Here is a 26,870-nt window from a genome sequence, read left to right as displayed (position 1 = left end):
CATGCTCATGACTTATGGGAGATGGAAGCCCCTTTTTGATGTGTACAGATTTATGCTGTGTTAAAAAATACCCATGCTCAGATACCGTTCCCCGGTATCCGGCGCAATGCAGAGCACGCGGTGCCCCGGCCCCAGTTCCTTCGCAATGCGAAGGGAGGCCCACACCGAAGCCCCGGAGGAAGGGCCGAGCAACAGCCCTTCCCGGGCAGCAAGCTGCCGCATCGTATCCAGTGCGTCCTCATCGGACACCTGGATGATGGCATCCCACACGTCGGTATTCAGGATGTCCGGAATGAACCCCGGACTTGTACCGACGAGCTTGTGTGGTCCGGGCTCGCCACCGGACAACACCGGAGAACCTTTGGGCTCCACCGCATAGATACGGATATCGGGTAACTGCTTACGCAGTTCTTCCCCGGTGCCAGTAATGGTTCCGCCGGTCCCCGCCGTAGCGATAAAGGCGTCCAGCCTGCCTTCCATCTGTTGCATAATCTCGGGAGCAGTCGTAATCCGGTGAATATCCGGGTTTGCCTGATTTTCGAACTGCTGCGGAATGAAACTTCCCGGAATGTCTGCTTGAAGTTCTTTCGCTTTGCGAATCGCACCAGGCATCCGCTCTGCAGCAGGGGTGAGCACCACATCTGCGCCATAGGCTTTCAGAATGTTGATGCGCTCCTTGGACATATTGTCCGGCATAATCAGAATGGCTTTATATCCTTTGGCGGCGGCATTCATCGCAAGACCAATCCCGGTATTGCCGCTGGTCGGTTCGATAATGGTTGCGCCGGGAAGCAAGTGTCCCGCAAGTTCAGCCTGAACGATCAGGTTATAGGCGGCACGGTCTTTGACGCTGCCACTTGGGTTGAAGTATTCCAGTTTCACGTATACATCAGCGGAGTCGCTGCCTGTGAGTCTGTTCAGTTTAACGGCAGGTGTCTGGCCGATCAGTTCGGTTACATCTGCGGCAATGCCTGTATGTGCGGGTGTTTGTTTAATCGAATGTGTATTCAAATCCATGAAGTACAGCTCCTTGATTGATAAGACGTTGAGAGTATATCCGGTTGAAACTATATCATGCCTTATTGGAATGGTTGGATATCTCTATTCCATCTTAATGAACACAGCTAGCGGTGGTCAACCCGTTCAATTGTCAAACCTGTTGTGTCGGATCCATCTGCAGATGGCGACTCAGCTCTTTTTTGACCTCATTGCGTGCAAATGTCCAGAGCATATAGAACCGTTGCGTGTATCCCCTGCACATATAAACGGTTTCAATGCCATCCTTTCCCCGCGTTTCCTCCAGAACTTTTACTCCACGGGTTCTCATCTGTTTGCGCAGTCCCAGCATCTCCTTAAGTACTTCATTCTGAAGGCGGGTGAGCGACAGGATATAGACCTCGGGCATTTTCAGAAGCAGCGTATCCAGCGTTCGAATATCCCGTTCTAGTACATCCAGCAAAAGTGTACGCACAACCATCCCTTTGATCAGACGATGATCTTCATCCGCAGGAGTTGGGGCTGAAGTGGAAGAGGAGGCCATATAGTCACTTCCTTAGCCATAAATATATCGTTCTAATTAAGAACAAATGTTCCTGTTTGTAGTATAGTCAGCATATTCCTGAACCATGCAGGTTTCAACCTGAAAATATTTACATTCTCTCTTCAAGGCAGTTTGAATCATTTGAAAACCTTTATGAGATAAGGCACATAGGCAATTTCACATTATCGAAATGAAAAACATGGAGGAGACGTTACTCACCGTGTTTAGAGTTTGTTTATAGTAGCTCGTTATAATATCTGTAAAATTTGAAACCACATCGAAAGGAGTTCTAATATTCAAGAATACATATTCCAATGGAATGTACGTCTGATGAAAACAAGACCAAAGTAGTAGATTAGCTCTCAAATAGATATGTAGGTTGTTTAGAAGGGGATCGAACTGGATGAAACAGAGTATCGTACTAAAAAAGGACGAACGGAAGGATGATAGTGATGAATAAGCGCTTACTGCAGCCTAAAAAAGTGATAACGATGTTAATTGTGGTTGCTTTAATATTTGGAGGATATCCAGGGTTTCGGGCGTTGGGCGTTGAACGAGCCTATGCGGCGAGTGGAACATGGGTAGATGTGGGTGGAACCGGAAATACATCAACACAGGCGGAGAATATTACGTTGGTCTTTGATCGGGAAGGTACACCGTACACCGTATTTAAGGATGGAACCAAAGGCGGGAAAGCAACGGTTCTAAAATACGTTTCTGGATCATGGCAATACGTGGGGCCTGCCGGTTTCTCTACTGGGGTGATACATAACACCTCATCGCTCGCATTTGATTCTCATAATACTCCATACGTAGCTTATCAGGACGGTAATAATGGAAGTAAAGCAACAGTTATGAAATTTAACGGAGAACAATGGGAGATTGTGGGGAACTCTGGCTTCACAGCTGCGGAAGCTGTATTTGTTTCCATTGCATTTGGCCCAGGTGATGTTCCATATGTCGGATATCGGGATCGTTCTGTGAACGATAAAATAACGGTTAAGAGATTGAATACGAATCTGTGGGAGACTGTGGGCTCAGTCGGATTTACAACAAATAATGCTTCTGGATTATCTCCAATAGTGTTTGATGCTGCGGGAATTCTCCATCTTGCTTACACAGATTCAACGAATAGAAAAGCAACTGTAATGAAGTTTGCAGATGGTTCATGGAAAAATGTAGGGAATGCAGCATTCACAAAAGATGCAGCATCTTATCCGTCCCTAGCGTTTGGTCCGAACAATGTACCTTATGTTGCATTTCAAGACGGTTTCAACAGTAATAAAGCAACTGTAATGAAACTTAACGGCAGCCAGTGGGAAGTGGTAGGGAATGAGGGATTCTCATCTGGAATGCTAAATAGTATGTCACTTGCTTTTGATCCTCAAGGTATTCCGTACACCGCTTTTAAAAATCTACCGAGTAATGGCATGATGATGCAACAAGGTGTAATGATGAAATTAGACGGGGATCAGTGGACTGTCGTTGGAGGAGAGCCATACTTCACAGGTTCGATAAACGAATCTTCACTCGCATTCGGCCCGAACGGAATGCCATATGTTGCATATGCAGACGCTACGAAAAGTAACAAATTGACAATTAAGACACTCTCTACAGATCATTCAGTGACCTATAATGCTAATGGTGCAATTACTGGAAGTGTTCCCGTAGACAACAACAAATATCAAAAAGATGCAACAGTAACCGTGTTTGACAACACTGGAGAACTGGTATGGGAAGATCATCAGTTCACGGGATGGAATACAGCGGCAGATGGTAGCGGAACTAGCTACAGCGTAGCAGATACATTCTCCATGAACGATAGTGACGTTACGTTATATGCACAGTGGCAACCACTTTATGTGAATATTGGTTTTGAATCTAATGGTGGTTCGGAGGTAACTGCTCAAAAGGTGAGCTATAACAGCCCAGCAGTTGTTCCTGATGCTCCGCAGAAAGCAGGTTACACGTTCTCTGGCTGGTATCGGGACAGCCAGTTGCAGCAGGTTTTTGATTTTACGACGAATCTTACGCAAAATATTACACTACACGCGAAATGGAAATCATCGACAGCAACACTTTCCAGCCTGGTAGTGAGTTCGGGTCAGTTGACACCTGATTTTTCTGCAGATGAACTCGATTATCGCGTTGATGTTGAATCTGACGTGACAAGTCTAAACGTGTCCTTGGGTAAAGCAAATGAAGGACAAGTCGTACAGGTAACAGGTGTTACAGATGAAACCGTCACAGATGGTATATACACATACACAGTTACGGATCTAGTATACGGCTCAAACCTTGTAAACATTAATGTTCAGGCGGAGGACGGCACTAGTAACGACTATAAACTTAATATCAATCGAATTGACATCACCAATGCCAAATTGAGTGAAATAGCTCTACCTTCGATCATATTATCTCCGATATTCAGCCCGGAAGAAGAGATATATGAAGCGACAGTCAGCAGTTCTGTAAGCACGACTGAAATTAGCGTTAAACCCGATCAAACGGGAGCCACAGTGAAAATTAATGGTATCAGCGGTAACAGTACAGTCGTGCAATTAGTCAGTGGTATGAACACAATTACGATCGAAGTAACTGCATTGGACGGAATAAGCAAGAAAACATATACGCTGAACATCAAGCGCAATAGTGATAGTTCAGGTGGATCGGGTGGCAATGGAAACTCAGGTGGTTCCAGTTCTGGTGGAAATAGTGTAAGTACACCAGTGACTAATCCCGTCGTAACTCCGCCATCCACAGGTGCTAAGGTGCTCGTGAACGGTAAAGCCGAGAACGCTGGAAGCTTAGCCACTACTGAAGTGAACGGGCGAAAAGTTGTAACCCTTACAGTGGACGCAGCTCTCATTGCACAGAAACTTCAAACCGAGGGGAACAACGCTATTGTGACGATCCCTGTGACAGGTAATGGCCAAGGAGATCTGGTTATTGGTGAACTGACGGGCCAGACAGTCAAACTCATGGCTGACAAACAAGCCGTATTGGTGCTTCAAACGGATATGGCCTCTTACACGTTACCTGCACAGCAGATTAATATTGAGAAGCTCGCGCAGCAACTGGGTGTGAATTCTGACAATTCCTTGGAGAACATCAAACTGCAAATTGAAATTTCACAGCCGACAGAAGCAGTCATGCAGACAGCACAATCAGCAGCTCAGCAAAAAGGATATACTCTTCTGGGATCACCAGTTGATTTCAAAGTAACAGCCACCTTGAATGGCAAATCCGTGAGTGTGGATAAGTTCAATAGTTATGTATCGCGTACGATTGTATTACCAGCGAACGTTGATCCAAATCAGATCACTACAGGTGTTGTAGTGGATACAGAAGGAACTGTGCGCCATGTACCCACAAAAATTACACAGGTCAATGGGATGTACCATGCACAGATTAACAGCTTGACCAACAGTGTGTATGCCGTTATCTGGCACCCGCATACCTTCACTGATGTAGCCCAACACTGGGCCAAGACAGAAGTGAATGATATGGGTTCACGTATGGTTATCGAGGGAATCACGGACACCACATTTGAACCAAACCGTGGAGTTACACGTGCAGAGTTCGCTGCCATTCTGGTACGTGGATTAGGATTAAAACCTGGAGTACGGGTTAACTCTTTCAAAGATGTGAATGGAAACGAATGGTACGCGGATGCTGTGACCACGGCGGCTAGCTATGGCCTAATCGATGGATATGAAGATGGAACATTCCGTCCACAGGCACAGATTACTCGTCAGGAAGCGATGGCGCTCATTGCACGCGCTATGACAGTGACTGGAATGGAAACAGCTACGTCTGCCGGGAACGTTCAGCAATGGTCTGATTACGCAGACGCTGAGCAAGTAGCAAGTTGGGCGAAGGATGCAGTAGCATCCAGCATCTCCACCGGACTGGTATCTGGACGTGGAAAAGATACCATTGCTCCGAATCAATCGATTACGCGTGCCGAAACAGCTGCAATTATACGTAGATTGCTTCAACAGTCTGGTCTGATTTAGAGAGCCCCAACTTATATGTACGAAATTAATGACTAATGAAACAGGCAGCGTGAGGTTATGCGTTGCCTGTTTTTTTGTGGATGAAATTAGAGTCTACTCAACTTTTATTGAAATTATTTTAGATCAAAATATATTTTTTTTATTTACAGAACATATGTTCTTATATTATAATTGGAAATAGCAAGTAGCAGGAAAGACGTGAACTATTAAGATCATTCCTCGTCTTTCTTTATTTTGCTGAAAGCAACAAACAGGACAAGCCTGCTCCAAAATAAGGTATAATTTATGGGTTTTGCAGGAAACCTAAGGCCATAAACCAAATAAGCCTTGCACCGCATTCTGCTACAGAAGTGATTACAAGCAATAAATTAAAGCAGTGAATTACAATAAGGATTTCAGAATGACTTGCCGCAACACAATGGCACCAGGTCAACGAGTAGAAGTAGCTTTATTTTAGCGAAAATGAGCAACAAAAAAGCCCCTGCCTTGGGCGGCGGGGCCTATGGAATACTGCCGATTCAGCGGCAGGTTTGATGATGTGTTCAGAAATTAAGCAAGATATTGAGGCTTTTCGTAGAACGCCTCTTTTTCAAGGATGACCTTATAAGGTCTTTCCTTGCCCTTCAGGGAGGGCCCAATGGTAGTTAGCGGTACGGCCGGCTTGTGGAAACGATCTTCTTCCTTGGGTTCCGGAACCGGTCGTGATGATTCGGGCGCAGAACTGAGGCGTACCTTTTTTTCGCTGCCCCAGCGCTTGCTTATTTTTTTCGTTTCCGGTTTCATTCCGGTTCGCCTCCTAACAAATCGTTGATGGCGTTGAACAGTTGACGATTCTGTAGGTCAATCTGCTGAAATACCGCCTCATCCGCTTCAATATGTCCAATAATGTGAACGGTGATTACATACCTCTTGGCTACAGGATAGCATAGCAGATACTCTTTCTCAAGGTAATCATCATACAGGTTAATCTTGATTTTATTCTCCCGGTAAGAATCAATCACCAGAATGCGCTTGGGATCATCCGGTTGTTTGTCGTCGTTAGCGGACAAGTCATACTTTCTCCCCGGTTCTCCAACATTACCACATAATTGCTCAATGTAACCACTGTCATCTGTACGGTATATGGCTGTGCCACGTACAGCGAATGGAGGATGAGAGACAAAGGCAGTACGCAAGGCATCGCTCATTCGCTCCAGCATCTTGGCATCTGCTTTGCGGGTACGCAGTAATTCCCTAAAGAACCGCAGCAACTTAAGCAGTTGTAACCTTGCTTCTCCCTCAGTGCGTTTATGCTCCTCAATGATGTTCTCCAATTCTGGATCACTCCAGCGTCCTTGTTCCTCAATACTGTCTGCGATTTTGGAACATGCCACGGACACGGCTGGTGCCCACTTTCCGTCAGAACGGATTTCATATACGAGTGGATTTAACCCCAGCAGATCTGTGGGCATACGCAATCCTTCGACCTTGGTTGTGTCCTTGATGTCTGTAATATCCTCAGGAAGAATGAAAAAAATACGTTTTCGTCCCAGACGACCCATAAACAGACCCATTTCCAGCATTGTATTATCCCGGACCGACGCGTAGTACTTCCCGCGAATTTTGGATATATCATCCGGATGAAAAATAAAAATGGCAAAGTCAGTCGTACGGACCTCTACTTCCAGATCGTCCATGGTATAGCTGCTTGGATTAAAAACCCCGGAATACCAAGGGGTAACTTCGGCTGAAAAACGTAAGTTTTCGTGTACTGCGGCTGCAATCGGCTTCGCTTCCAGCGAGCAGCCAATAAAGACTCTTGGCTTTAACGTTTTCATCAATCCGCCTCGCTTAAACGGTAGTGGGATTCAATTGTTATATTATACCATAAACAGCAGAGTAAGTCTGGAAACGTCTGAACTGGACAAAGAATAAGCCGATTACGTTTGCTATAGTGTATGTGTGAAAGGAAAATGATTCCTTTAAAAAGCGCAAGAAAATAAAAAAAGGCCCCAATTTGTCACAGTTGGGTGACTGACAGTTATTTTTGGAAGCTTTGGTCATAGAATAAAGGAGCAGGTTGCACCATTAGCAAGCATTGCTTATCCTGGTGTTGCCGTATGACTGCTGGAGCAGTCCAAAGGCTGCTTTATGCCTGTTTTTGAGGGGTCTACTGTTTAGACCCGGTCACGTTGGTGTTATATAATAGAAGAACAAGCAAGTTAGCTTTGGTGTTTAAACTGAATGAACTTGCAACTGCTGTAAGTTGGATTTACAATTTACACAGGAACGAAGAGTGCAGAACCCATCTGTAGAAGCGAAGCGTTCGCCTGAAAGCTTTTTGAATGAAAGCAGCTTCGGAAGCACAAGCGATCACCGGATTTTCCCCAGAGGGAAAATGGAATTCCAAAAATCCGGGGATAACCGCGATCAAAAGAGGGTACTGTAATCCAAGTGTAAGTGTACAATTAAATGTTCAAGCTTATGCATTGTAGTTATTTTTCAGTTTAACTGAGCACAGCTAACCACAACAGAACAGAAAGGATCAGGATACCATGAGTTCCCGAAGGACAATCTCCCCAAGGACGATCTGGAAACGTTACGATCTCTCATACACATAGCGCCCCTTGTAGAGTACACCAACCGGTTCAAAAAAACGGCTGACTCTGCGAAAGAGGGGATTGGAATGAATATTCGAAGGACGTACACGATGATTTCTTCCAGGCTTACCTTTTGCAGGGTACGGTCGGTATAAAAAACCAACCTACAAACTGCGAGGGAACCTGAATGAAGAGAACATCGTTAACCTTACAACACGTTAAAACAGAGGCGATCAAATTCGTCATTATGCTACTCGGTACATTTATTTTAGCTTTTGCTTATTATCACATTAACTTTCAGAATCATTTATCGGAGGGCGGATTTGTTGGTCTGGCCCTGCTCGGAAAATACGCAACAGGCTTATCACCTGCTATCGGTATGTTGTTATTGGACATTCCGGTCATGATCCTGGCTTGGTTCCTCAAAGGCTGGAAATTCATGATTCAGGCATTGCTTGGCGTCGGTGCATTTTCCCTATTCTATGACGGCTTTGAACGATACTCCACACTGGTATTGTCGTTTAACGGAAATCTGTGGATTCCGGCAGTTCTATCCGGTATTTTGACAGGGGTAGGCGCTGGGATCGTGCTTCGATTCGGTGGAGCGACAGGTGGAGACGATATTCTCGCCGTGCTGGTTAGCCGCTGGAAGGGATGGAAGCTGGGAACAGTTTTCTTTGTCAGCGATGCTTTTGTATTGGGATTGTCGCTTTTCTTTCTTCCGGTAAAAGAAACTTTATATACGATTCTGGCCGTATGGATTGCCAGCAAAGTCATCACGTACGTCGTTAGTGTTCCGGCTCGCGGAACCGTGGTTACAACTTCGGCTGTGAAATTGCCGATGCCATCGGCTACAGCCAAGGCAGTTAACGCTGCTGCTATTTCACAACGGACTACGGTGGCTAGAGGGGTATCCAATTAACCATACGTTTCAGAACAACCATAACCTGTATGCACATTCAGGTCTTGATAGTTAAAGTTCATACAAAATCCCTTTTGACTGCTCTTCAGCAGCAAAAGGGATTTTGTTGTTTTCCGATTCATTCAGGGTTTGATCGAAGAAGCAATCTGACCATCCTGATTATGGATAATCGCTCGAATATTTTGTTTGCTACTCAGTTCTTTGGCCTTATCTACAGCTTCTGCTTTAGTATCAAATGTGGACAGATAGGTAGACTTTCCTTCTTCCTTGATCGCCCAACCGGAGTCGGTAGGCACGACATGGATGTTATCATGACTTTTGGACGAAGAAACGGGCTCGGAATGACGACGATCCGTGGAAGACGACTTTTTAGGGTTGGAATTATCGGAAGAAGTTGTGGAGTCCGATTTTGAACTTTCCGGTGCGGGATGATTCTCATTCCATTCTTCCGCCTTAGCTGTCGCTATGGCAATCGAGCGTCCTTCCTCATACCCGTCATCGAGCAGAGCATTGGCAATCTCAATTGCTTTATGTCTAACACGTGGTTCCAGGTTCTTCATGGATACCGGATAATCCTGTTTGTTCCAAGGCATATGAACCCCTCCTATACAGTAATGGATTAGTTGTATATTACCCTGTGAGGGGAGGGATAAACGATGAACAGCCGAGGTCGTAAGTGCATTTACCGATGATCTATATAAATTGAAATAAACATTTACACGAAACGGAGAGGACAGAAAAAACCTGAAGAAACGAAGTGTTCGCCTTTATCCCCGGATTTACCCCTTTCTAAAAGGAATCAAAAAATCTGGGGATAACAGCGATCGGAAGGTTGTTCTGTCATCGGAGTGTCCAGTGTAAATATTCTTTAGTTCAACTTATATAGAAGGATCTCGTTCCTATACTTTTGCAAGCCAGAGGAGTATAATGCTGTCCATGAAAGAAATAAGTTCAATAACAGGAATATAAAGGAGTACATACATATGTTTAGTCTTAGCCTGGCAATCCCTATGCTGTTCACCATGCTGATTCATGCCGCAGACAGCTTGTCATACGCGCTCCGCCTCGGTGGATTACGCACCCGCAGAATCGCGTTGGCCATTTCATTGGCAGGTATCTTGTTGTTGGTTTCTCGAACCTCGAATATGGCCCAGGGTCCGATGGTAGGTAATCTAGTGGATACTGCAACACGTGGAACCAATCCACACTTTGCGGCGCAGCTGCACTGGTTAATGGGTGCGGCAACAATTGGAACGGCATTAGCCATATTGTGTTTTCCAACCATGGTGAAGCTCTCATCAAGAATGGTTGTACATTTTGAAGCAGCCGGTTCCATCCCTGCGATGGTTCGCGGTATGCTGAAGCGAAGCAAGATTAGAAATGCAACGTATTACATCACCCCGCCATCCTGGAAGATGGCCAAACGATTGGTACAACATGGGATGCCAAGACGGTTAATGCTGCTTAATGTAGCGGTAACCGCAATCTATACCACAGGTGTCCTGTCCAGCTTATACGCAGCGTACCTTTACCCAGGGCAGGCTGTAGCTGCATCCCAATCAACCGGGTTAATTAACGGAATAGCGACTATTTTGTTAACCATCCTGATTGATCCGCGGATTTCCCTGCTCAGTGACAAATCATTACGTGGCGAGATCCGTTTGGATCGCATGAATCAGATTTATGGTTGCATGCTCGTATCCCGTTTATTCGGTACACTGTTGGCACAGTTGTTATTAATTCCATTTGCGTATTGGATCGGTTGGATTGTAAGTATGATGTGACTTCTTCTTTCCTGAATTGTAGCCAGGCACTCTCTTGTACATCCTTTTGAAACAGCAAATGAGAGGGTGCCTGTGCAAAATGAATTGACGGAGTATTTGTGCTGTGATACTATTAGACCGAATAGTCGGTTTAATTTATGGAGGTTTTTCCAATCGAAGTTAAACGAAGAAAAGATGTTACACAGATAAAGAAAGACATTGCACGTAATACCAAGGAACTGTTTGCCCAAAAGGGATATAGTGCAACTTCCATGGAAGACATATGTACGATTAACAATCGGAGTAAAGGCAGCATCTATTATCATTTCAAAAGCAAAGAAGAGTTATTCATGTATCTAATCAAGCTTAACAATGAAGATTGGATGGATGCTTGGCTGGACAAAGAATCCGGGTATAAGACTGCCATAGACAAATTGTACGGACTTGCTGACCATTACGTGGATGATTTGGCTAACCCGCTGAATCACGCCATTAACGAGTTTGTCTCGGGTCAGGTCGTCAGTCAGGAGATGCTTGATGAGATGCTTTCCCTGATCCGAATTCCGTATGCGACATACGAGTTCATTATTACTAAAGGGATGGAAGATGGGGAGTTAAAACCGGATGACCCACAGGATGTAATGCACATTATCTACGGTCTGTTTAGCGGATTGACTACACTCTATTATGAGAAGGACCTGACGGATATTCGTCGTATTTACCACAAAGGCATGGCCGGTCTGCTGGCAGGCATTCAACAACGTTAACCATGAAAAGCTGATGTAACGTCAGTTTTTCTTTTTAAAGATTAATAAACCGGACAGTCGGTTTAAAAGAGGAGATGGAAAATGAACACATTGTTCAGAAACAAAGCTTTTTTAATCGTGACAGGGTCTGATCTGCTGCAAAATCTGGCGATATGGATCCGGAATATGGCAATCCTCTATTATGTAATGGATCGAACTCAAGGAAGTCCAATAGCTGTCTCGCTGATTACCGTACTTGAATATGCCCCGATTTTTGTTTTCTCCATCATAGGCGGTGCACTTGCTGATCGCTGGAATCCCAAACGTACGATGATACTGGGGGATATTCTGAGTGCGTTGTCTATTGTCATGATTATTGGCGTTTTATCTTCTGGGTATTGGCAGATTCTATACGTAGCCACGTTTGTATCCTCTATCGTTAGCCAGTTTTCTCAACCATCCTCTCTAAAGATTGTGAGGCGAAATGTAAAGGGAGAACATTTGCAGTCTGCAATTGCTATTACACAGAGTGGTCAATCGTTGTTTTTAATTCTCGGACCAATCGTCGGAACGTTTATATACACTGCAATGGGCATTCAGGCATCCATGTACGCATTACTCACTTTATTCCTCATCTCTGCGCTTCTACTCACATTGCTGCCTAAAGACGCCACTCAACGGGAAACAAATACCTCATTATTAGCGGATATCAAAGAGGGCTGGCAATATGTTGCTCGATCTCGCTCGTTAAAAATGCTTAGTCTGGTATTCATCTGTATAGGGCTTTCAGCGGGTCTCATCAGTCCACTTGGAATATTTCTGATCACTGAACGTCTGGGACTTGAAGCAACGTCGTTACAGTTTTTGTCTGGTGCGTCCGGAATAGGTTTATTGATTGGAGGAGGTATTGCGGCTGCTGTAAGTGCTAAGCTGAACCAGACCTTAACTCTGCTTGTAGGTGTGCTGTGTCTGGCTGTAGCCACGATGGGGGAAGTGTTATCCAGTTGGTTCTGGCTGACCCTTTTGATCAGCTTCTTAAGCTCAATCAGTATGGCATTCATCAACGTCATCATCTCCACATACTTGGTCACTCGGATAGATGAGCATTTGATCGGGAGAGTGAATGGCACCATCACACCTTTATTCATAGGAAGTATGCTTCTTGGATCTTCCATGGCAGGTGTACTGATGAACAGCACATCCATTTTTATCGTCTATGCAATCTCGGTTACCGTGATGATCCTGGGTATTGTTCCAGCGATGCGAATTCAATTTCGTAATGATCAGACGGCTCCTGCCAATCAATTGAATTCGGAAATCTCTTCGAGCCAAACCTAATCAATGCATTCTTGTGCAATAATAGTTCGTCTATTAAAACAAGAATGTACAACAAAAAAGCAGCGGGATCATCCCACTGCTCTTTTTGTATTTGTATTATAACTTATTGGAAAAGGACGGCGTACTCACCGTATCCTTCTTTTTGCAAGTCTTCTTTGGGTACAAAACGAAGTGCCGCAGAGTTGATGCAATAACGCATTCCACCTGCTTCGGCAGGACCATCGTTGAACAGGTGACCCAGATGGGAATCGCCCTCACGACTTCTCACTTCGGTACGAATCATGAAGTGGCTGAGATCAGTTTTTTCCTTCACGTTGTGGTCACGCAATGGACGTGTGAAGCTCGGCCAGCCGCAGCCGGAGTCGTATTTGTCGGTAGAACTGAACAATGGCTCGCCAGATACGATGTCCACATAGATACCATCACCGTGGTGATCCCAGAATTCGTTATGGAATGCAGGCTCGGTCGCGCTGTTCTGCGTAACTTCATATTGAAGCGGCGTCAAACGCTCTTTCAGCCCGTCTTTATCCACGTTACCGGTCCAGTTGCGTTCGATGAAATCTACACGTCCAGAACCTTTGCTGTAGCGTTTGTAATGGGCAGGGTTCTTCCGGTGATAATTTTGGTGATGTTCTTCCGCTTCATAGAACGGTTTGGCTGGCAAGATCGGAGTGAAGATTGGTTTGTCAAAACGTCCGCTTTGTCCCAGCTCCGTTTTGGAAGTTTCCGCAATCTGGCGCTGTTCTTCGCTGTGATAGAAGATGGCCGTCTGATAGGAAGATCCACGGTCATGGAATTGTCCGCCTGTATCCGTAGGATCAATCTGCTGCCAGAACAGTTCAACCAGTTTCTTATAAGGGAAGATGGCAGGGTCAAACGTAATTTGCACAGCTTCTACATGTCCTGTTGTCTCCGAGCAGACCTCTTCATATGTTGGATTCTCGGTATGTCCTCCTGTATAACCCGATACGATCTTATGAATACCGGGCAGTTCTTCAAAGGGGGATACCATACACCAGAAGCATCCGCCTGCAAAAGTTGCTAACTCACTTGAATGTTGTTCCATGCTATAGTCACTCCATTTCTGATGAAGATTTAGCGCTCGTGTTCGAGCTCCAGCAATCTACCGTTTTATTAAAACTTGTTACACAAGCATTAGGCTTGCTCTTCTATTATATCCTGAATTGGCAAGCCAACCAAGCCGGAATGAAAACAAGCTGAATCTGAACGGTTTGCAAATTCTGAATTCAGGCTTTATTGCGTGACCGAAAGCGAAATAAGAGTAATACAATGGCCATGAACACCAGATATCCGGCAAGGATGGCCAGGCTCAGCCAGATTGAGGTTTCAGCCTGTGCACCTGCATAGGCAAATACAAAAATCGCTGGCATTTTCCCAATGGCCGTGGCAAGCATGAAGACCCAGAATGGCGTGTACGTTATACCTGCGTAGATATTAACTGCCATCTGAGGCACGATCGGCAACAGTCGCATCGACATGACACCCATGAACGGATGTGCTTCCATCCATGTGGTAAAACGGTTTAGACCTCGAATACGTTCGAGGTACGATCTCGCCTGATGTCTGAAGATGGTTCTTGCTCCGCCATAGACGAGCATGGCTGCAAGTGTGGTGCCAAGCCAGCATATCCAGGCTGCTGTGGTGGTACCGTAACTGTAACCAAAGGCGATAATAACAAACTTATAAGGGATTACAGGCACAAGAGCAAACAATGTTGCCATGGCGAGTAACAGCGGAATGGACTGATGGAGATCGGTCCAGGCCAGCAGTTCATATCTGTAAATAAACGTGACTCCAGCAAGTAAAACATATAGGAGGAGCCATAACCATTTTCGCAAAATCCCAAACGCTCCTTTCAGATCAGGCAGGTCTGGTCGTGTCCCGATCTGTACTGCTGTTCCTTATAAGTTTACCACGTTCGCCCATTGTCTGAACAATTCGTGCGAAGTGTGCTGCAATCACTGGCAAGTTGCTGTCCGAAGGGTTACACTATAGGACGTGGAAATATAGAACCGAACTGAAGGTGGAATGATCATCATGGAAACAACCCAACGTAAACGAGTTGCAATTATCGGCCTCGGCGATATTGCACGTAAAGTATATTTGCCGCTGTTAACAGCTCATCCGAACGTGGAGATTGTAGGCATTATGAACCGATCTCCGGAGCCGGTCAAAGCCGTTCAGGAGGCGTATCGATTAGAACGGGGAACAACGGATCTGAAAGAACTGTTGTCCTGGGACTTGGATGCGGTGTTTGTACATACAGCAACGGAAGCGCACTTTGACATTGTCATGCAATGTCTGGAACAGGGATTAGCCGTGTACGTAGACAAACCGTTATCCTATACGATTCGGGAGTCGGAAGAGATGACTGCTTTTGCCGAGGCACAAGGGCTGCTACTCGCAGTAGGCTTCAACCGTAGATTCGCACCGATGTACCAAAAAGCGAAAGAATGGATGCAGGGTGGAAAAGGTTTTGAATCCTTGACAGTGACCAAACATCGTACAGGCATTCAGGATCGTCCTGCGGCAGAAACCATCTATGATGATCTCATCCATATACTGGATCTGATGTTGTGGTACTCGGATCATAATGTGGAGTTGCTTCATCAATGGATTCGGAAGAATGATCTGGACAGACTGCTGCACGCAACCGGAACGGCCAAGCTGGGCAGAACAGCCTACGGTCGATTCGATATGGTGCGTGAAGCTGGGGCAGATCTGGAGAAGATCGAATTGCATGGTGGTGGACGATCTGCTGAAGTGGTGAACATGGACACGATCAGCTGCATGGAACAGGGGAGTCTGGAAACCAAAGAAACGTTCGGGAGCTGGGACACCGTGTTAACACGCAGAGGTTTTAGCGGAGCAGTTGATAATTTCCTGGCTTGTCTGGACTCACCTGATGATTGCCTGATCAGTGCAAGTCATGTCATGGACAGTCATGAACTGGCGGAACAATTGATTCGCAAATAATTGCAGAATACACATACGGAGGAATACAAGTTATGGATGAATATGAAAAGGAACGTAATAAACAGATCGAGGAAGCTGTTGTAGAAACCTATAAACAGGAAGAAGAGATGATGATCCTCGTATTTGCCCAGTGGTGTGTCAATAATGGTTTGGACCCGGAAGAGATGTACCGGCAAGCCTACCCGAATCAGCAGAGCAACGAGCGTTTGCAACAGGTGCAGAAGCTGATTGTATCCAAGGAGGAAGCCGGTGAGATCCCGGATGATACGGTACTTGGCGTGTTGTCCATGTTTGGAAATGAAGATCTGGCGATGGTTGTGTCCGAGGCCATAGCCGCGCGCAAATAAGTTCAACTTACGTATACTGGTATGATTACATCTGTTCCCGGTGAATGACGCGGAATTCCTTCGGGGACATGCCGAACCGGGAACGGAATACCCGATGAAAATAGGTGTAGTTGTTAAAGCCGGAAGACTCAGACACTTGCTCCAGGGTCATTGGACTGAAAATAATCCGTTCCCTGGCCATATTCAGCCGTACGTCAAGCGTGTATTGCATGATGCTTTTTCCAAACGCTTCTTTGAAGAGATGTACACCCCGTGAGACACTAATGCCAATATGTGTTGCCACATCATCGAGCTTGAATAAAGAGGAAGCGTTTTCTTCAATGTAGTTTTTGATCTCATAAGCCACATAATTGGTGTTGGTTATCGTTGGATGCTCCGCGAGCAGACGATCCACTTCGAGACATAAAATTCGCATATAATAACTTGAAATCTCCGGATAAGGATTGGAGATGCGGCGCTGCTCCAGTACGAGCTGTCGAAACAGGACCAAGAGGCTTTCCGTCAGTTCGACTTTGATTCGGGTCGGCCGTTTGTGACGTTTCCACCACTCATCCACCCAGGAACCATTAAAGAAGATGTGATAGTCGCCACTCTCTACCAGTCGTTCTCCCATCGGATTGGTTTCATTGTCTATTCTCAGCTCATAGGGCTCGTCAGGGTCAAAAAGAAGCAGATCGCCCGCATCCACCAGGGACATGTCCCCGTCTATGCGTGCACGGCAACGTCCGTCTGTTTGCAGTCTTAACAGGTAGTTCTTCACCCCTTCAGGCTGCACCATAGCGTAGGGTTTACGATGAAATGAAAAGCCTGCTGTAAGAACTTGGCAGGTTTGATCTGTCGGCATGGGCATACTCCTTGCAATTTGAAAATTATGACCAGATAGTTCATGTTTCAATCATATTATTCATTTTAATTGAAGCTGAAACGGAATACCATAGTATTAGATTTAAGGAACAGGAAACATCCAACAAAACATATGTATCTCAACCATTCAAACGCAGATTTTCACCATGCGTAAGGAGATGAACGTCACAGTGGAGAAAATGAAAGCAGGCATCATCGGGTGTGGTAACATCAGCGCCATCTACTTGGAAAATCTCAAAAACAACGCGATCATTGAAGTCGTGGCTGTTGCGGATTTGATTCGTGAACGCGCTCAGGAACGGGCAGATGAATTTAATATCGCAAACGTTTACAATGTAGATGAGTTGCTGCAAAATAACGAAATTGAACTTGTGTTGAACCTTACGGTTCCTGGCAGTCACGCGATGACCGATCTGGCTGCACTCGAAGCAGGCAAACATGTGTATGCCGAGAAGCCGCTGGCAATTTCTCTTGAGGATGGTCGCAAGGTTGTTGAGTTGGCTGAGGAAAAGGGATTGTATGTTGGTTCTGCACCGGATACCTTCCTTGGTTCAGGCATACAGACAGCTCGTAAAGCGATTGAGGATGGGCTGATTGGCAAGCCGGTTGCAGCGACTTCATTCTTTATGGGTGGAGGACCAGAAGCTTGGCATCCTAATCCGGAGTTCTTTTATGTCGCAGGTGGCGGACCGATGTTTGATATGGGACCTTACTACCTGACCGCTCTGATTACGCTGCTTGGACCGATTCGCAGAATCAGCGCCTCGGCAGGCATACAGATTGCAGATCGCAAGATTGGCTCTGGGCCGAAGGAAGGCACAGCACTACAAGTAGAGACGCCTACTCACTTGGCAGGAACCATTGATTTTGCAGAAGGTGCCATTGCAACCATGATCACCAGTTTTGATATTCGCGGAGCTTCGGATCTGCCACGTATTGAAATCTATGGTACAGAAGGTACGCTTAGTGTACCGGACCCCAATTATTTTAACGGGGAAGTGAAGGTTCGCAGATACGGTCAAGATACTTGGGAGACGGTCAAACCAGTCTTCGAAAGTGGACAAAACGAACGAGGCATTGGCGTAACTGAGATGGTCGAATCCATTCGTGCCGGACGGGAACACAAAGCCAGTGGCAAGCTTGCTTATCACGTACTGGAAGCCATGCATTCATTCCAGCGTTCTTCACTTGAAGGCAAGCACATACATCTGGAGAGCAGCTATGATTCTTTTGCAGTAACTCGCACAGTTCAAACTGAGATTGAAACCGTGGAATCCCACTAGTCTGAGTAAAAAGTGTTCGAAGCTTGATGCTCTTACGAGTGAAGCAGAATAACCAGTATTCTTACGTTCAATTTCAGGATAGAAACACTCTCGATTTTCCACACTAATCAAACAGGCATGTGATCTGAACGGTAATTGTAGTTCAATATTCATGAATTCAGCAATCATACGATATCTAATCCAGGGAGGAATCGCACTTGAAACTCGGCGTATTTTTGGTACTATTCGGAGGACGTAAATTGGAGGATGCTCTTGATTATGTAGCATCCAAGGGATTAAAAGCAGTAGAGATCGGAACAGGCGGACATCCAGGCAATGCACATTGTAAGCCAGATGAGTTGTTAAGCAATCCTACAGCACTGAAAAATTTCAAAAATGCAGTGGAATCACGTGGTTTGACGATCAGTGCACTTAGCTGTCACGGTAACCCGCTACATCCGCAAAAGGATATTGCCAAAGGATTTCACGATGATTTTGTTAAATCGGTAGAACTGGCTGAGAAGCTGGAAGTACCTGTAGTGAATACTTTCTCCGGTTGTCCGGGAGATCATGAGGATGCCAAATATCCGAACTGGCCTGTTGCACCATGGCCAAATGACTTCCAGGAGATCCTGAAGTGGCAGTGGGAGAACAAAGTTATCCCTTACTGGACAGAGTGGGGGAAATTTGCAGCAGATCGTAACGTAAAAGTTGGATTGGAGCTGCACGGTGGATTCTCCGTTCATACTCCAGCAACATTGCTGAGACTGCGTGAAGCAGCAGGTGAAGTGATCGGAGCCAATCTTGACCCAAGTCACATGTGGTGGCAAGGTATTGATCCGGTTCAGGCAATTCACATCTTGGGACGTGAAGGAGCCATCCATCACTTCCATGCAAAAGATACAACAATTGATCCGGTAAACGTGAACAAACACGGTGTAACGGATATGCAGGACTATACCAATATGCTGGATCGGGCTTGGCAGTTCCGCTCGGTTGGTTATGGACATGATAACAAGACTTGGGCAGATATTATGAGTGCCTTGCGTCTGGTCGGATATGATTATGTAGTAAGTATTGAGCACGAAGACGGTCTGATGTCGGTTGAAGAAGGATTCTCTAAAGCCGTGCAAAATCTCCAGCAAGTATTAATCGAAGAACCGCTGGGCGATATGTGGTGGGTTTAGAGCTACACTAGGGGGAAATTGAATATGATCAACGTCACCATTTGGAATGAATTTGTCCATGAGAAAATTCACGATGAAGTAAGGGAAGTCTACCCGGATGGTCTGCATCGAGCACTGGCTGACGGACTTGGCGGCGAAGGCTTTGCTATTCGTACAGCTACACTGGATCAGCCTGAACACGGATTAAGTGATGAAGTGCTGAATTCCACAGATGTGCTCATATGGTGGGGACATATGGCACATGATCGCGTAAGCGATGAGATCTCGCAGAAGGTCGCGCAGCGAGTGCTGAACGGGATGGGAATGATTGTGCTCCATTCAGGTCATTTCTCCAAACCATTCAAAGCGCTGATGGGAACCAGCTGCGATCTGAAGTGGCGTGTAGCTGACGAGCAGGAAATTGTATGGTGTGTTAACCCATCTCATCCGATTGCGGATGGCATCGAAGGCAAGATTGTATTGGAAAAAGAAGAGATGTACGGCGAATTCTTCGATATTCCAGTACCAGATGAACTGGTGTTTGTAAGTAACTTCCAGGGTGGGGAAGTATTCCGGAGCGGATGTACGTTCCGGCGTGGTGAAGGTAAAATCTTTTATTTCCGACCAGGTCATGAGACGTATCCGACCTATTACAAGCCGGAAATATTAAGAGTGATCAGCAATGCTGTTAAATGGGCATATCCTGCCCGCAGTTTTAAGCCGGAATTTGGCAAGAGCGAACCTGTAAGACCATTTGGTGGTGTGCTGGTCTAATTCACTAACTCAATCGTGAAATGGAAATTATAAGTTTCATTCAAAAAGAACCCTTCTCCGAGTCGATGATGACTGTGGCAGTTGGGTTCTTTTTGGGTAAGATAGTACTATGGGGAAGTTATACGATATTTCCCATGGTTACGACGCAGCGTGTAATGTATACTGGGATGTATGATCCATTTTGGATGTTATGCTTCTAAAATTTAAACTTTTTAGTTGCAGGCGTTTTCTTTGAAGCTTAAATATGTTATTATGAAATATACTAACAAAATGTAAGTTGATTTGAGTGATCTCTAAAGAGGTGATTAATGTGGAAGGTCAAGACTTGCGGATGTGTCCGCGTTTCGAGACGGCGTTTTCTTTTTTGGGCAAGCGCTGGAATGGTTTAATTATTCAAACGTTGATGAGTGGTTCGAAGCGATTCAAGGATATCTCCAATCTGATTCCATCCATGAGTGATAAGATGTTATCCGAACGGATGAAAGATCTGGAGAGTGAAGGTATTCTGGTTCGTCACGTCTATCCCGAGACGCCAGTTCGTATTGAATATGAACTGACGGAAAAAGGTAGAGCGCTCCAGCCCGTCATGAATCAAATTCAAGACTGGGCTGAGCAGTGGGTTGACTAACGTATAAGCATCACCCACTTTTGTTACATGAATGACATAGACTCCTGATTTCCGTGGAAATCAGGGGTTTTTGTCTTAAGTATTAGGTTGATCGGCGTTTTTCTCTTGGGCTATGCACATGTTGTCATGAGTTGTAGTATAATCTATAGAAAATGGCCACAGACGGCCGGAGCGAAGGAGGCCCACTTGTCATGAGAGAAGAAAGCTTATCCCGTGAAGTACGCTACGGCAAAGAAGATATTGCAGAACTTGAGAGCGCATCCATTCAGGTCCATCTAATTTATAAAAAAGCTGCGGAGTTGTTCAAGCGCACAGCATATTCCCGTTCAATTAAGGATGATCTTGCCGAAGTGAATACGCATTCTGTGAACAGCGATGGTCCGAGATTAGCTCCGGCGGTGCTGCAAAAATGGATTCAAACGTCCAGGGGCTGGAAGTGTATCGGATGTGAGCTGGGACAACCTGATTCAACGACTTCTCAGATGGAAGAAACCATCCATGGTAAGCGGTTGGTTCTGGATGTGGGAGAAGGTCGGCTGGTTCAGGCAGAAATGCTGATTCAGGCGGTTGTTTGGTCACAATATGAGAAGATTCGAATGTTTGCACCATGGCTGGGTGATGAACCCTTTTACAGCGTGCAGGAACTGGATGTCATTGCCCGTTATATTGTGCCTACCTATTTTTCGGAACGACCTTTGCATGAGCAAGGGAAGGTGTTCAAGGTACATCAACAATATGGGCAGATTCCGTTGTATCAGGAGTATGTAGACGCACCTTCATGCTGCGTGCAGGTGGACGGTGGATTGCTTGAAGGGCGATTGCTGACAGGTGTATACGTATCTGAGGAGCAGTTCTTTGGGCTTAATCCATATCTGAAAGATGGCGATGGAGGACGGACATATATGCAGGCTAGTGTCCAGTGATAACGTAACCAATGAGAACATAAAAATGATATCGATTGGAGAGCCTGTGTGCAGGCTCTCTTTGTTGTATAAGCCCTCTCTGGAGGGCACGCGCAATAAAAGTAACGGCTTTGACACTTTTTTTTGCCGAAGGTTGTGCCATAATAGAGGTTATGGACAACAGGGTGAATGATTTTACGCAGGGTGGTGTTACCTACATGATGAAGAAAATCCCCGGTTACATAGGTATATGTTTGCTCCTACTGGCGATCTTGGCTGGTTGTAGTGAGACACAGCCTTCTGAGCAGCCAATTGTCAAAGAGACAGAAACAGCGAATACAATCACAGTGGCTGTAGATGGCAGTACGTTTTTGCCTGATGCAACAAAGTCCATTAAGCGAGATTTTAGTGAGGGTTTGACACTCAAAAAAGCATTACTCAATAGCGGACTGGTCGATTTTACGGCAGATGGCAAACGGATTCAATCCGTCGGTGAAGTTTCTCTGGATTCTTCGCTTAGCTGGGCTGTCAAATTGAATGGCAAGGATATTGAGCAGGAAGATTGGGACATGGAACTTCATGCCAAAGATGAAGTGATCATTTACGTGAAAGCCGCTGACAGTGAGGGGGATGGCGTTGCATATCAGACAACGTTACTCAAGGTTAGCGGTGGAAACATTATGCCAACCCTTAATCGTCAATATGCCGGCGTCTACGTTCAAGAGTGCACAGTTCGTGATGTGTTGAAGTCCAGCGGCATTGTAAGAATGTCGGAGAATAACAAATTTGTTGTTTCGGTCGAGAATGTTACGCCTCGTATGAATGAGCGATGGGTCATTATGGTGAATGACAAAGAATTAATGGAAAATGGTCTGGACATGAAATTGAATCCACGTGATGCGGTAAAGCTTGAATTGACCAATGCATCCTAAGTATACCAAGAAGCCCAATCTCTTTTTAGAGAACTGGGCTTTTTTTCATTAAATATATAAGCAACATCCGATTAGCATAGTCAAATATTAAATACGACAGATCTCGTTCGGGCAAAGTTCACAGTGACAGATTCCTTGCAGCATCTTCAGATCTTTGATGACAATCATGCCATTGTCATATTCAATCCCATCTTTCTTACGCAGGTCGCTTAACATGCGGTTTACACTTTCACGAGTGGCTCCAATCATATTGGACAGGTCCGTGTGGGTAATTTTTTTGTGAATAATGACATGCTCTCCATGCGGCTCACCATACGAATTCGACAACCGAATGAGGGTGGAGCAAAGTGCACCCGGTTTGCCATATAACATGAGATCCCGGAATTTGGTCTGTGTCAACCGGTGGTGGATGCCCATCCATTTCATAAAGTCGATCGCAAAGTCACAATGCTGGCAGATTAACATCTCCAGGTCTTTATGCTCCAGTACACCGATCTCACTATCCTCCAGCACTTCCGCTGAGAAGCTGTGTTTAGAGCCAAAAAAGGGATCAGCCTGCCCAATCATATCACCGGACTGATACATGTACATGATTAGTTCCTTGCCTTCATCCGTGGATTTGGTGATCTGTGCACGGCCCCGTTTCATATAATAAAGTTTGTCAGAGACGTCTCCTTCCCAGTACAGATGTGTACCTTCCGGATAGGTTCTATCTTTCATGGTAACCAGCAAATGGTTGAAATTCGCTTCCGAGAAACAATTGGTATTGCCGCGCTTTTCCAGTACAGTTGTTAGTTCTGTCATAAGTCTATCTCCCCTTTATGTCCATCGGACGACCTTCTGTAGTTTCCAGTAGTCTCCGAGGTTTGCCGCAAACCGTTGCCGTCCTGATCAGGGTCATCTCGGCCGGGAGGAAGGACGGTACAAATTGCGGTGGTTCAATTTTTAAGTTCAGTATATACCTAATCTTACCGTTTGAGGGGGAAGGAAAGGGGGCAAAAATGACGAAATTTCAAACATTGTGATAAAATTCACTTTTAGTGGAGAGGATGAATTTTACAGCCCTATATTTTAAATAGGAAGTGAAAATGGTCGTATGAAGGACACTACAAAACTTAAATTAAATTTGTTATACTTTGTGAAAAAAATCACATAATTAAGTTTATTGTCATGTTACGATGTGAATGTAAACGAGAGAGACAAACTAATACGAACCTTTAGGAGGATGAGGGAGATGGCTGTAAAGAACGAAGTCGCCCCAGCAAAAGAACCGACAGCAGGTCAGTATATTCAAACGTTAATCGACAAAGCGAATAAAGCACACGCCGCATTCATGAAGATGGACCAGAAGCAGATTGACCGGATTGTGCAAGCGATGGCGCTTGCGGGTCTGGATAAACACATGATGCTCGCCAAGATGGCCGTAGAAGAAACAGGCCGCGGAGTGTATGAGGATAAAATCACCAAAAATATATTTGCAACAGAATATGTGTACCACAGCATCAAGTATGACAAAACCGTAGGTGTGATTGAAGATAACGAGTATGAAAGCTTCCAGAAAATTGCGGAGCCGGTCGGCATTATCATGGGGATTACACCAGTTACCAATCCAACATCAACGACGATGTTTAAAGCATTGATTTCCATCAAGACGCGTAACCCGATCATCTTTGGTTTCCACCCATCTGCACAGAATTGTAGCCGGGAAGCTGCCAAAATCCTGCTGGAAGCGGCTGTGAAACATGGTGCACCAGCAGATTGTATTCAATGGATTGATGATCCTTCCATGGATCGTACAAACGAACTGATGAATCACAATGATGTGGCTCTCATTCTGGCAACAGGCGGATCAGGCATGGTACGTGCAGCGTACAGCTGTGGTAAACCTGCACTGGGCGTAGGACCAGGTAACGTACCTTGTTTCATCGAGAAAAGCGCGGATATCAATCAGGCAGTAACGGATTTGATCCTGTCCAAGTCTTTCGACAACGGCATGATCTGTGCTTCCGAGCAAGCGGTCATCATTGAAGAACCGATCTTTGATCAAGTGAAGAAAAAAATGATTGCAAATGGCTGTTACTTTGTTAACAAAGATGAAGCAGCAAAATTGACAGCAGGTGCGATTAATGCCGAGAAATGTGCGGTGAACCCGGCGATTGTTGGTCAATCTGCGGTGAGCATTGCGAAGTTGTGCGGAATTGAAGTTCCAGCAGGCACCAAAATTCTCGTGGCCGAGATTGAAGGGGTAGGTACGAAATTCCCATTGTCGGCTGAGAAATTAAGTCCGGTACTCGCTTGTTACAAAGTTAAAACGGCAGCAGAGGGAATTGAACGTGCAGCAGAAGTGGTTGCTTTTGGCGGCATGGGTCACTCCTCGGTTATCCATTCCACAAATGAAGAAGTGATTGGCAAATTCGCAGATCGTCTGCAAACTGGACGGATTATTGTGAACTCACCATCCACACACGGTGCCATCGGGGATATCTACAACACAAATATGCCATCATTGACACTGGGATGCGGATCATACGGACGTAACTCGACTTCTTCTAACGTAACCGCTGTGAACTTAATCAATGTGAAAAGGGTGGCTCGCCGTACCGTGAATATGCAATGGTTCAAAGTGCCGAACAAAGTCTACTTCGAAAAAGGGGCAACACAGTATCTTGCCAAAATGCCTGATATCACACGTGTGGCGATTATTACGGATGCCATGATGGTGAAACTTGGATATGTTGAAAAGGTAGAACACTATCTGCGTCAACGCCAAATGCCAGTAGCGATCGAAGTATTCTCCGATGTTGAGCCAGATCCATCCACAACAACAGTAGATCGCGGAACCGAAATGATGCGCCGCTTCCAACCAGACTGCATTATCGCACTCGGCGGTGGATCACCGATGGATGCTGCCAAAGCCATGTGGTTGTTCTATGAATATCCAGACACGGACTTCAACGATCTGAAACAAAAATTCATGGATATCCGCAAACGGATCTACAAATATCCACGTCTCGGCGTAAAAGCGAAATTTGTAGCGATCCCAACCACATCAGGTACAGGTTCTGAAGTAACATCGTTCGCGGTTATTACGGATAAAAATCAAGGTAACACCAAATATCCATTGGCAGATTATGAGCTGACACCAGACGTAGCGATTGTCGATCCGGAGTTCGTATACTCCCTGCCTAGAACAGCCGTTGCCGATACAGGTATGGACGTACTGACTCATGCGATTGAAGCTTATGTATCTGTTATGGCAAATGATTACACGGATGGACTTGCGATCAAAGCAATCCAACTGGTATTCCAATACCTGGAGCAATCTGCGCTGCAAGGAGATAAACTGGCTCGTGAGAAAATGCATAATGCTTCCACCATTGCCGGTATGGCGTTTGCCAACGCATTCCTGGGCATTAACCACAGCTTGGCGCATAAATGGGGCGGTCAGTACCACACCGCACACGGACGCACCAATGCGATCCTGATGCCGCACGTCATTCGTTACAACGCGAAAAAACCGACCAAATTTGCATCGTTCCCGAAATATTCGCACTTTATAGCGGATGAGCGGTATGCCGAAATTGCCCGGATTCTGGGATTGCCTGCACGTACAACAGAAGAAGGCGTAACCAGTCTTATCAATGCCATTCGCAAACTGAACAAAACATTGGGCATTGAAGAATCGTTCCAGGAAATCGGATTTGATGCCAAAGACTTTGAAGCACATGTAGATTATCTGGCTGACCGTGCCTTCGAAGACCAATGTACAACCGCCAATCCGAAGTTGCCGTTGGTAACTGAACTGGCTGATGTATACCGCAACGCTTTCTACGGAAAGTTTGAATAACAAATCTAGAACGAAGCGTGCCTTACGGCAAGAAGATCAGGGTTCCCCGAGAGGGGAGCCCCGATTGCCGTCTTACACACAATAACGAGAGGGCAGAAAAATAGGAGAGCAAAGCACCTGTTTTTCAGGTTTTATTCTAAGATTTAGTTTGCTCCGAGCATAGAGGAGCAAAGGGTTCTAAAGAGGTGGCATGGAATCCGTGAGGTGGCTGTTTGAGCCAGATGTTCACACAATAACGGAGAGG

The 26,870-nt window shown here is 45.5% G+C and carries 24 protein-coding genes; 15 read left to right on the top strand and 9 right to left on the bottom strand.

Annotation, left to right across the window (positions count from 1 at the left end; genetic code table 11):
* Window positions 1-60: 60 nt before the first annotated feature.
* Complete coding sequence (cysK, locus tag MHB85_RS20830; protein WP_192134052.1) at window positions 61-1,017, bottom strand: cysteine synthase A; 957 nt, start codon at window positions 1,015-1,017, stop codon at window positions 61-63.
* Between the two features lie 133 nt (window positions 1,018-1,150).
* Window positions 1,151-1,540 (bottom strand): hypothetical protein, encoded by a 390-nt coding sequence (locus tag MHB85_RS20825; protein ID WP_192134050.1) that lies wholly within the window; start codon window positions 1,538-1,540, stop codon window positions 1,151-1,153.
* A gap of 452 nt (window positions 1,541-1,992) precedes the next feature.
* On the opposite strand from MHB85_RS20825, the gene MHB85_RS20820 reads away from it, so the two are divergent.
* On the top strand, window positions 1,993-5,559 hold the full coding sequence (locus MHB85_RS20820) for an S-layer homology domain-containing protein (RefSeq protein WP_192134048.1): 3,567 nt from the start codon (window positions 1,993-1,995) through the stop codon (window positions 5,557-5,559).
* Between the two features lie 549 nt (window positions 5,560-6,108).
* Here MHB85_RS20820 and MHB85_RS20815 read toward each other — a convergent pair.
* Window positions 6,109-6,342: a hypothetical protein gene (locus MHB85_RS20815; protein ID WP_017687536.1), complete on the bottom strand. Its 234-nt coding sequence runs from the start codon at window positions 6,340-6,342 to the stop codon at window positions 6,109-6,111.
* Window positions 6,339-7,376 (bottom strand): nucleotide-binding protein, encoded by a 1,038-nt coding sequence (locus MHB85_RS20810; RefSeq protein ID WP_083677397.1) that lies wholly within the window; start codon window positions 7,374-7,376, stop codon window positions 6,339-6,341. The genes MHB85_RS20815 and MHB85_RS20810 overlap by 4 nt, the downstream gene beginning before the upstream one ends.
* 507 nt (window positions 7,377-7,883) lie before the next feature.
* Here MHB85_RS20810 and MHB85_RS20805 point away from each other — a divergent pair.
* Window positions 7,884-8,033, top strand: coding sequence for a hypothetical protein (locus MHB85_RS20805; protein WP_192134046.1), 150 nt, complete (start codon window positions 7,884-7,886; stop codon window positions 8,031-8,033).
* 292 nt (window positions 8,034-8,325) lie between these two features.
* Window positions 8,326-9,060, top strand: coding sequence for a YitT family protein (locus tag MHB85_RS20800; RefSeq protein WP_192134044.1), 735 nt, complete (start codon window positions 8,326-8,328; stop codon window positions 9,058-9,060).
* A 122-nt stretch (window positions 9,061-9,182) separates the two neighbouring features.
* On the opposite strand, the gene MHB85_RS20795 is transcribed toward MHB85_RS20800, so the two are convergent.
* Window positions 9,183-9,653, bottom strand: a complete 471-nt coding sequence (locus MHB85_RS20795; RefSeq protein ID WP_192134042.1) for a DUF2188 domain-containing protein — start codon at window positions 9,651-9,653, stop codon at window positions 9,183-9,185.
* Window positions 9,654-10,043: 390 nt separating this feature from the next.
* Between MHB85_RS20795 and MHB85_RS20790 the strand changes: the two genes are divergently transcribed.
* The 3 genes from MHB85_RS20790 to MHB85_RS20780 all read left to right on the top strand — a co-directional run bounded on the left by MHB85_RS20790 (window position 10,044) and on the right by MHB85_RS20780 (window position 12,907).
* Entirely contained in the window at window positions 10,044-10,844 is an 801-nt protein-coding gene (locus MHB85_RS20790; RefSeq protein WP_036614460.1) for a lipid II flippase Amj family protein, read from the top strand.
* 137 nt (window positions 10,845-10,981) lie between these two features.
* The gene (locus tag MHB85_RS20785) at window positions 10,982-11,590 is read left to right on the top strand and encodes a TetR/AcrR family transcriptional regulator (protein ID WP_192134040.1); all 609 of its coding nucleotides are present in this window, start codon (window positions 10,982-10,984) and stop codon (window positions 11,588-11,590) included.
* Window positions 11,591-11,671: 81 nt separating this feature from the next.
* Window positions 11,672-12,907 carry an MFS transporter gene (locus MHB85_RS20780; protein ID WP_192134038.1) on the top strand — a complete coding sequence of 412 codons (1,236 nt, stop codon included), beginning with the start codon at window positions 11,672-11,674 and terminating at the stop codon, window positions 12,905-12,907.
* 103 nt (window positions 12,908-13,010) lie between these two features.
* Here the strand turns inward: MHB85_RS20780 and msrA are convergent, their stop codons facing one another.
* Window positions 13,011-13,973, bottom strand: a complete 963-nt coding sequence (gene msrA, locus MHB85_RS20775; protein WP_192134036.1) for a peptide-methionine (S)-S-oxide reductase MsrA — start codon at window positions 13,971-13,973, stop codon at window positions 13,011-13,013.
* Between the two features lie 181 nt (window positions 13,974-14,154).
* Window positions 14,155-14,766, bottom strand: coding sequence for a TVP38/TMEM64 family protein (locus tag MHB85_RS20770; protein WP_036614914.1), 612 nt, complete (start codon window positions 14,764-14,766; stop codon window positions 14,155-14,157).
* 199 nt (window positions 14,767-14,965) lie between these two features.
* Here MHB85_RS20770 and MHB85_RS20765 point away from each other — a divergent pair, with 199 nt between their 5' ends.
* Both MHB85_RS20765 and MHB85_RS20760 read left to right on the top strand, forming a co-directional pair.
* Window positions 14,966-15,904: a Gfo/Idh/MocA family protein gene (locus MHB85_RS20765; RefSeq protein WP_192134034.1), complete on the top strand. Its 939-nt coding sequence runs from the start codon at window positions 14,966-14,968 to the stop codon at window positions 15,902-15,904.
* Between the two features lie 32 nt (window positions 15,905-15,936).
* Entirely contained in the window at window positions 15,937-16,251 is a 315-nt protein-coding gene (locus tag MHB85_RS20760) for a hypothetical protein (protein ID WP_036614451.1), read from the top strand.
* A 25-nt stretch (window positions 16,252-16,276) separates the two neighbouring features.
* Here MHB85_RS20760 and MHB85_RS20755 read toward each other — a convergent pair whose 3' ends face one another.
* On the bottom strand, window positions 16,277-17,095 hold the full coding sequence (locus MHB85_RS20755; protein WP_036674960.1) for an AraC family transcriptional regulator: 819 nt from the start codon (window positions 17,093-17,095) through the stop codon (window positions 16,277-16,279).
* Between the two features lie 190 nt (window positions 17,096-17,285).
* Here MHB85_RS20755 and MHB85_RS20750 point away from each other — a divergent pair, with 190 nt between their 5' ends.
* From MHB85_RS20750 to MHB85_RS20725, 6 genes are all read left to right on the top strand, one after another.
* Window positions 17,286-18,398, top strand: a complete 1,113-nt coding sequence (locus tag MHB85_RS20750; protein ID WP_192134032.1) for a Gfo/Idh/MocA family oxidoreductase — start codon at window positions 17,286-17,288, stop codon at window positions 18,396-18,398.
* 197 nt (window positions 18,399-18,595) lie between these two features.
* A complete protein-coding gene (locus tag MHB85_RS20745; RefSeq protein ID WP_017687548.1) occupies window positions 18,596-19,564 on the top strand; it encodes a sugar phosphate isomerase/epimerase family protein in 969 nt (322 codons plus the stop codon).
* A gap of 24 nt (window positions 19,565-19,588) precedes the next feature.
* Window positions 19,589-20,317 (top strand): ThuA domain-containing protein, encoded by a 729-nt coding sequence (locus tag MHB85_RS20740; protein ID WP_017687549.1) that lies wholly within the window; start codon window positions 19,589-19,591, stop codon window positions 20,315-20,317.
* Window positions 20,318-20,648: 331 nt separating this feature from the next.
* A complete protein-coding gene (locus MHB85_RS20735; protein WP_167483707.1) occupies window positions 20,649-20,945 on the top strand; it encodes a winged helix-turn-helix transcriptional regulator in 297 nt (98 codons plus the stop codon).
* 191 nt (window positions 20,946-21,136) lie between these two features.
* Window positions 21,137-21,868: a hypothetical protein gene (locus tag MHB85_RS20730; RefSeq protein ID WP_105599559.1), complete on the top strand. Its 732-nt coding sequence runs from the start codon at window positions 21,137-21,139 to the stop codon at window positions 21,866-21,868.
* A gap of 152 nt (window positions 21,869-22,020) precedes the next feature.
* A complete protein-coding gene (locus MHB85_RS20725) occupies window positions 22,021-22,779 on the top strand; it encodes a hypothetical protein (protein ID WP_341073626.1) in 759 nt (252 codons plus the stop codon).
* 87 nt (window positions 22,780-22,866) lie between these two features.
* Here the strand turns inward: MHB85_RS20725 and MHB85_RS20720 are convergent, their stop codons facing one another.
* Window positions 22,867-23,583 (bottom strand): Crp/Fnr family transcriptional regulator, encoded by a 717-nt coding sequence (locus tag MHB85_RS20720; RefSeq protein ID WP_091018177.1) that lies wholly within the window; start codon window positions 23,581-23,583, stop codon window positions 22,867-22,869.
* A 430-nt stretch (window positions 23,584-24,013) separates the two neighbouring features.
* Between MHB85_RS20720 and adhE the strand changes: the two genes are divergently transcribed.
* Entirely contained in the window at window positions 24,014-26,626 is a 2,613-nt protein-coding gene (gene adhE, locus MHB85_RS20715) for a bifunctional acetaldehyde-CoA/alcohol dehydrogenase (RefSeq protein WP_091018175.1), read from the top strand.
* The last annotated feature ends 244 nt before the right edge of the window (window positions 26,627-26,870 follow it).

It is taken from the genome of Paenibacillus sp. FSL K6-4396 (genome assembly GCF_038002525.1).
In the GTDB taxonomy this organism is placed as follows: Bacteria; Bacillota; Bacilli; order Paenibacillales; family Paenibacillaceae; genus Paenibacillus; species Paenibacillus amylolyticus_B.
This window is presented reverse-complemented; position numbering and strand designations above follow the sequence as displayed.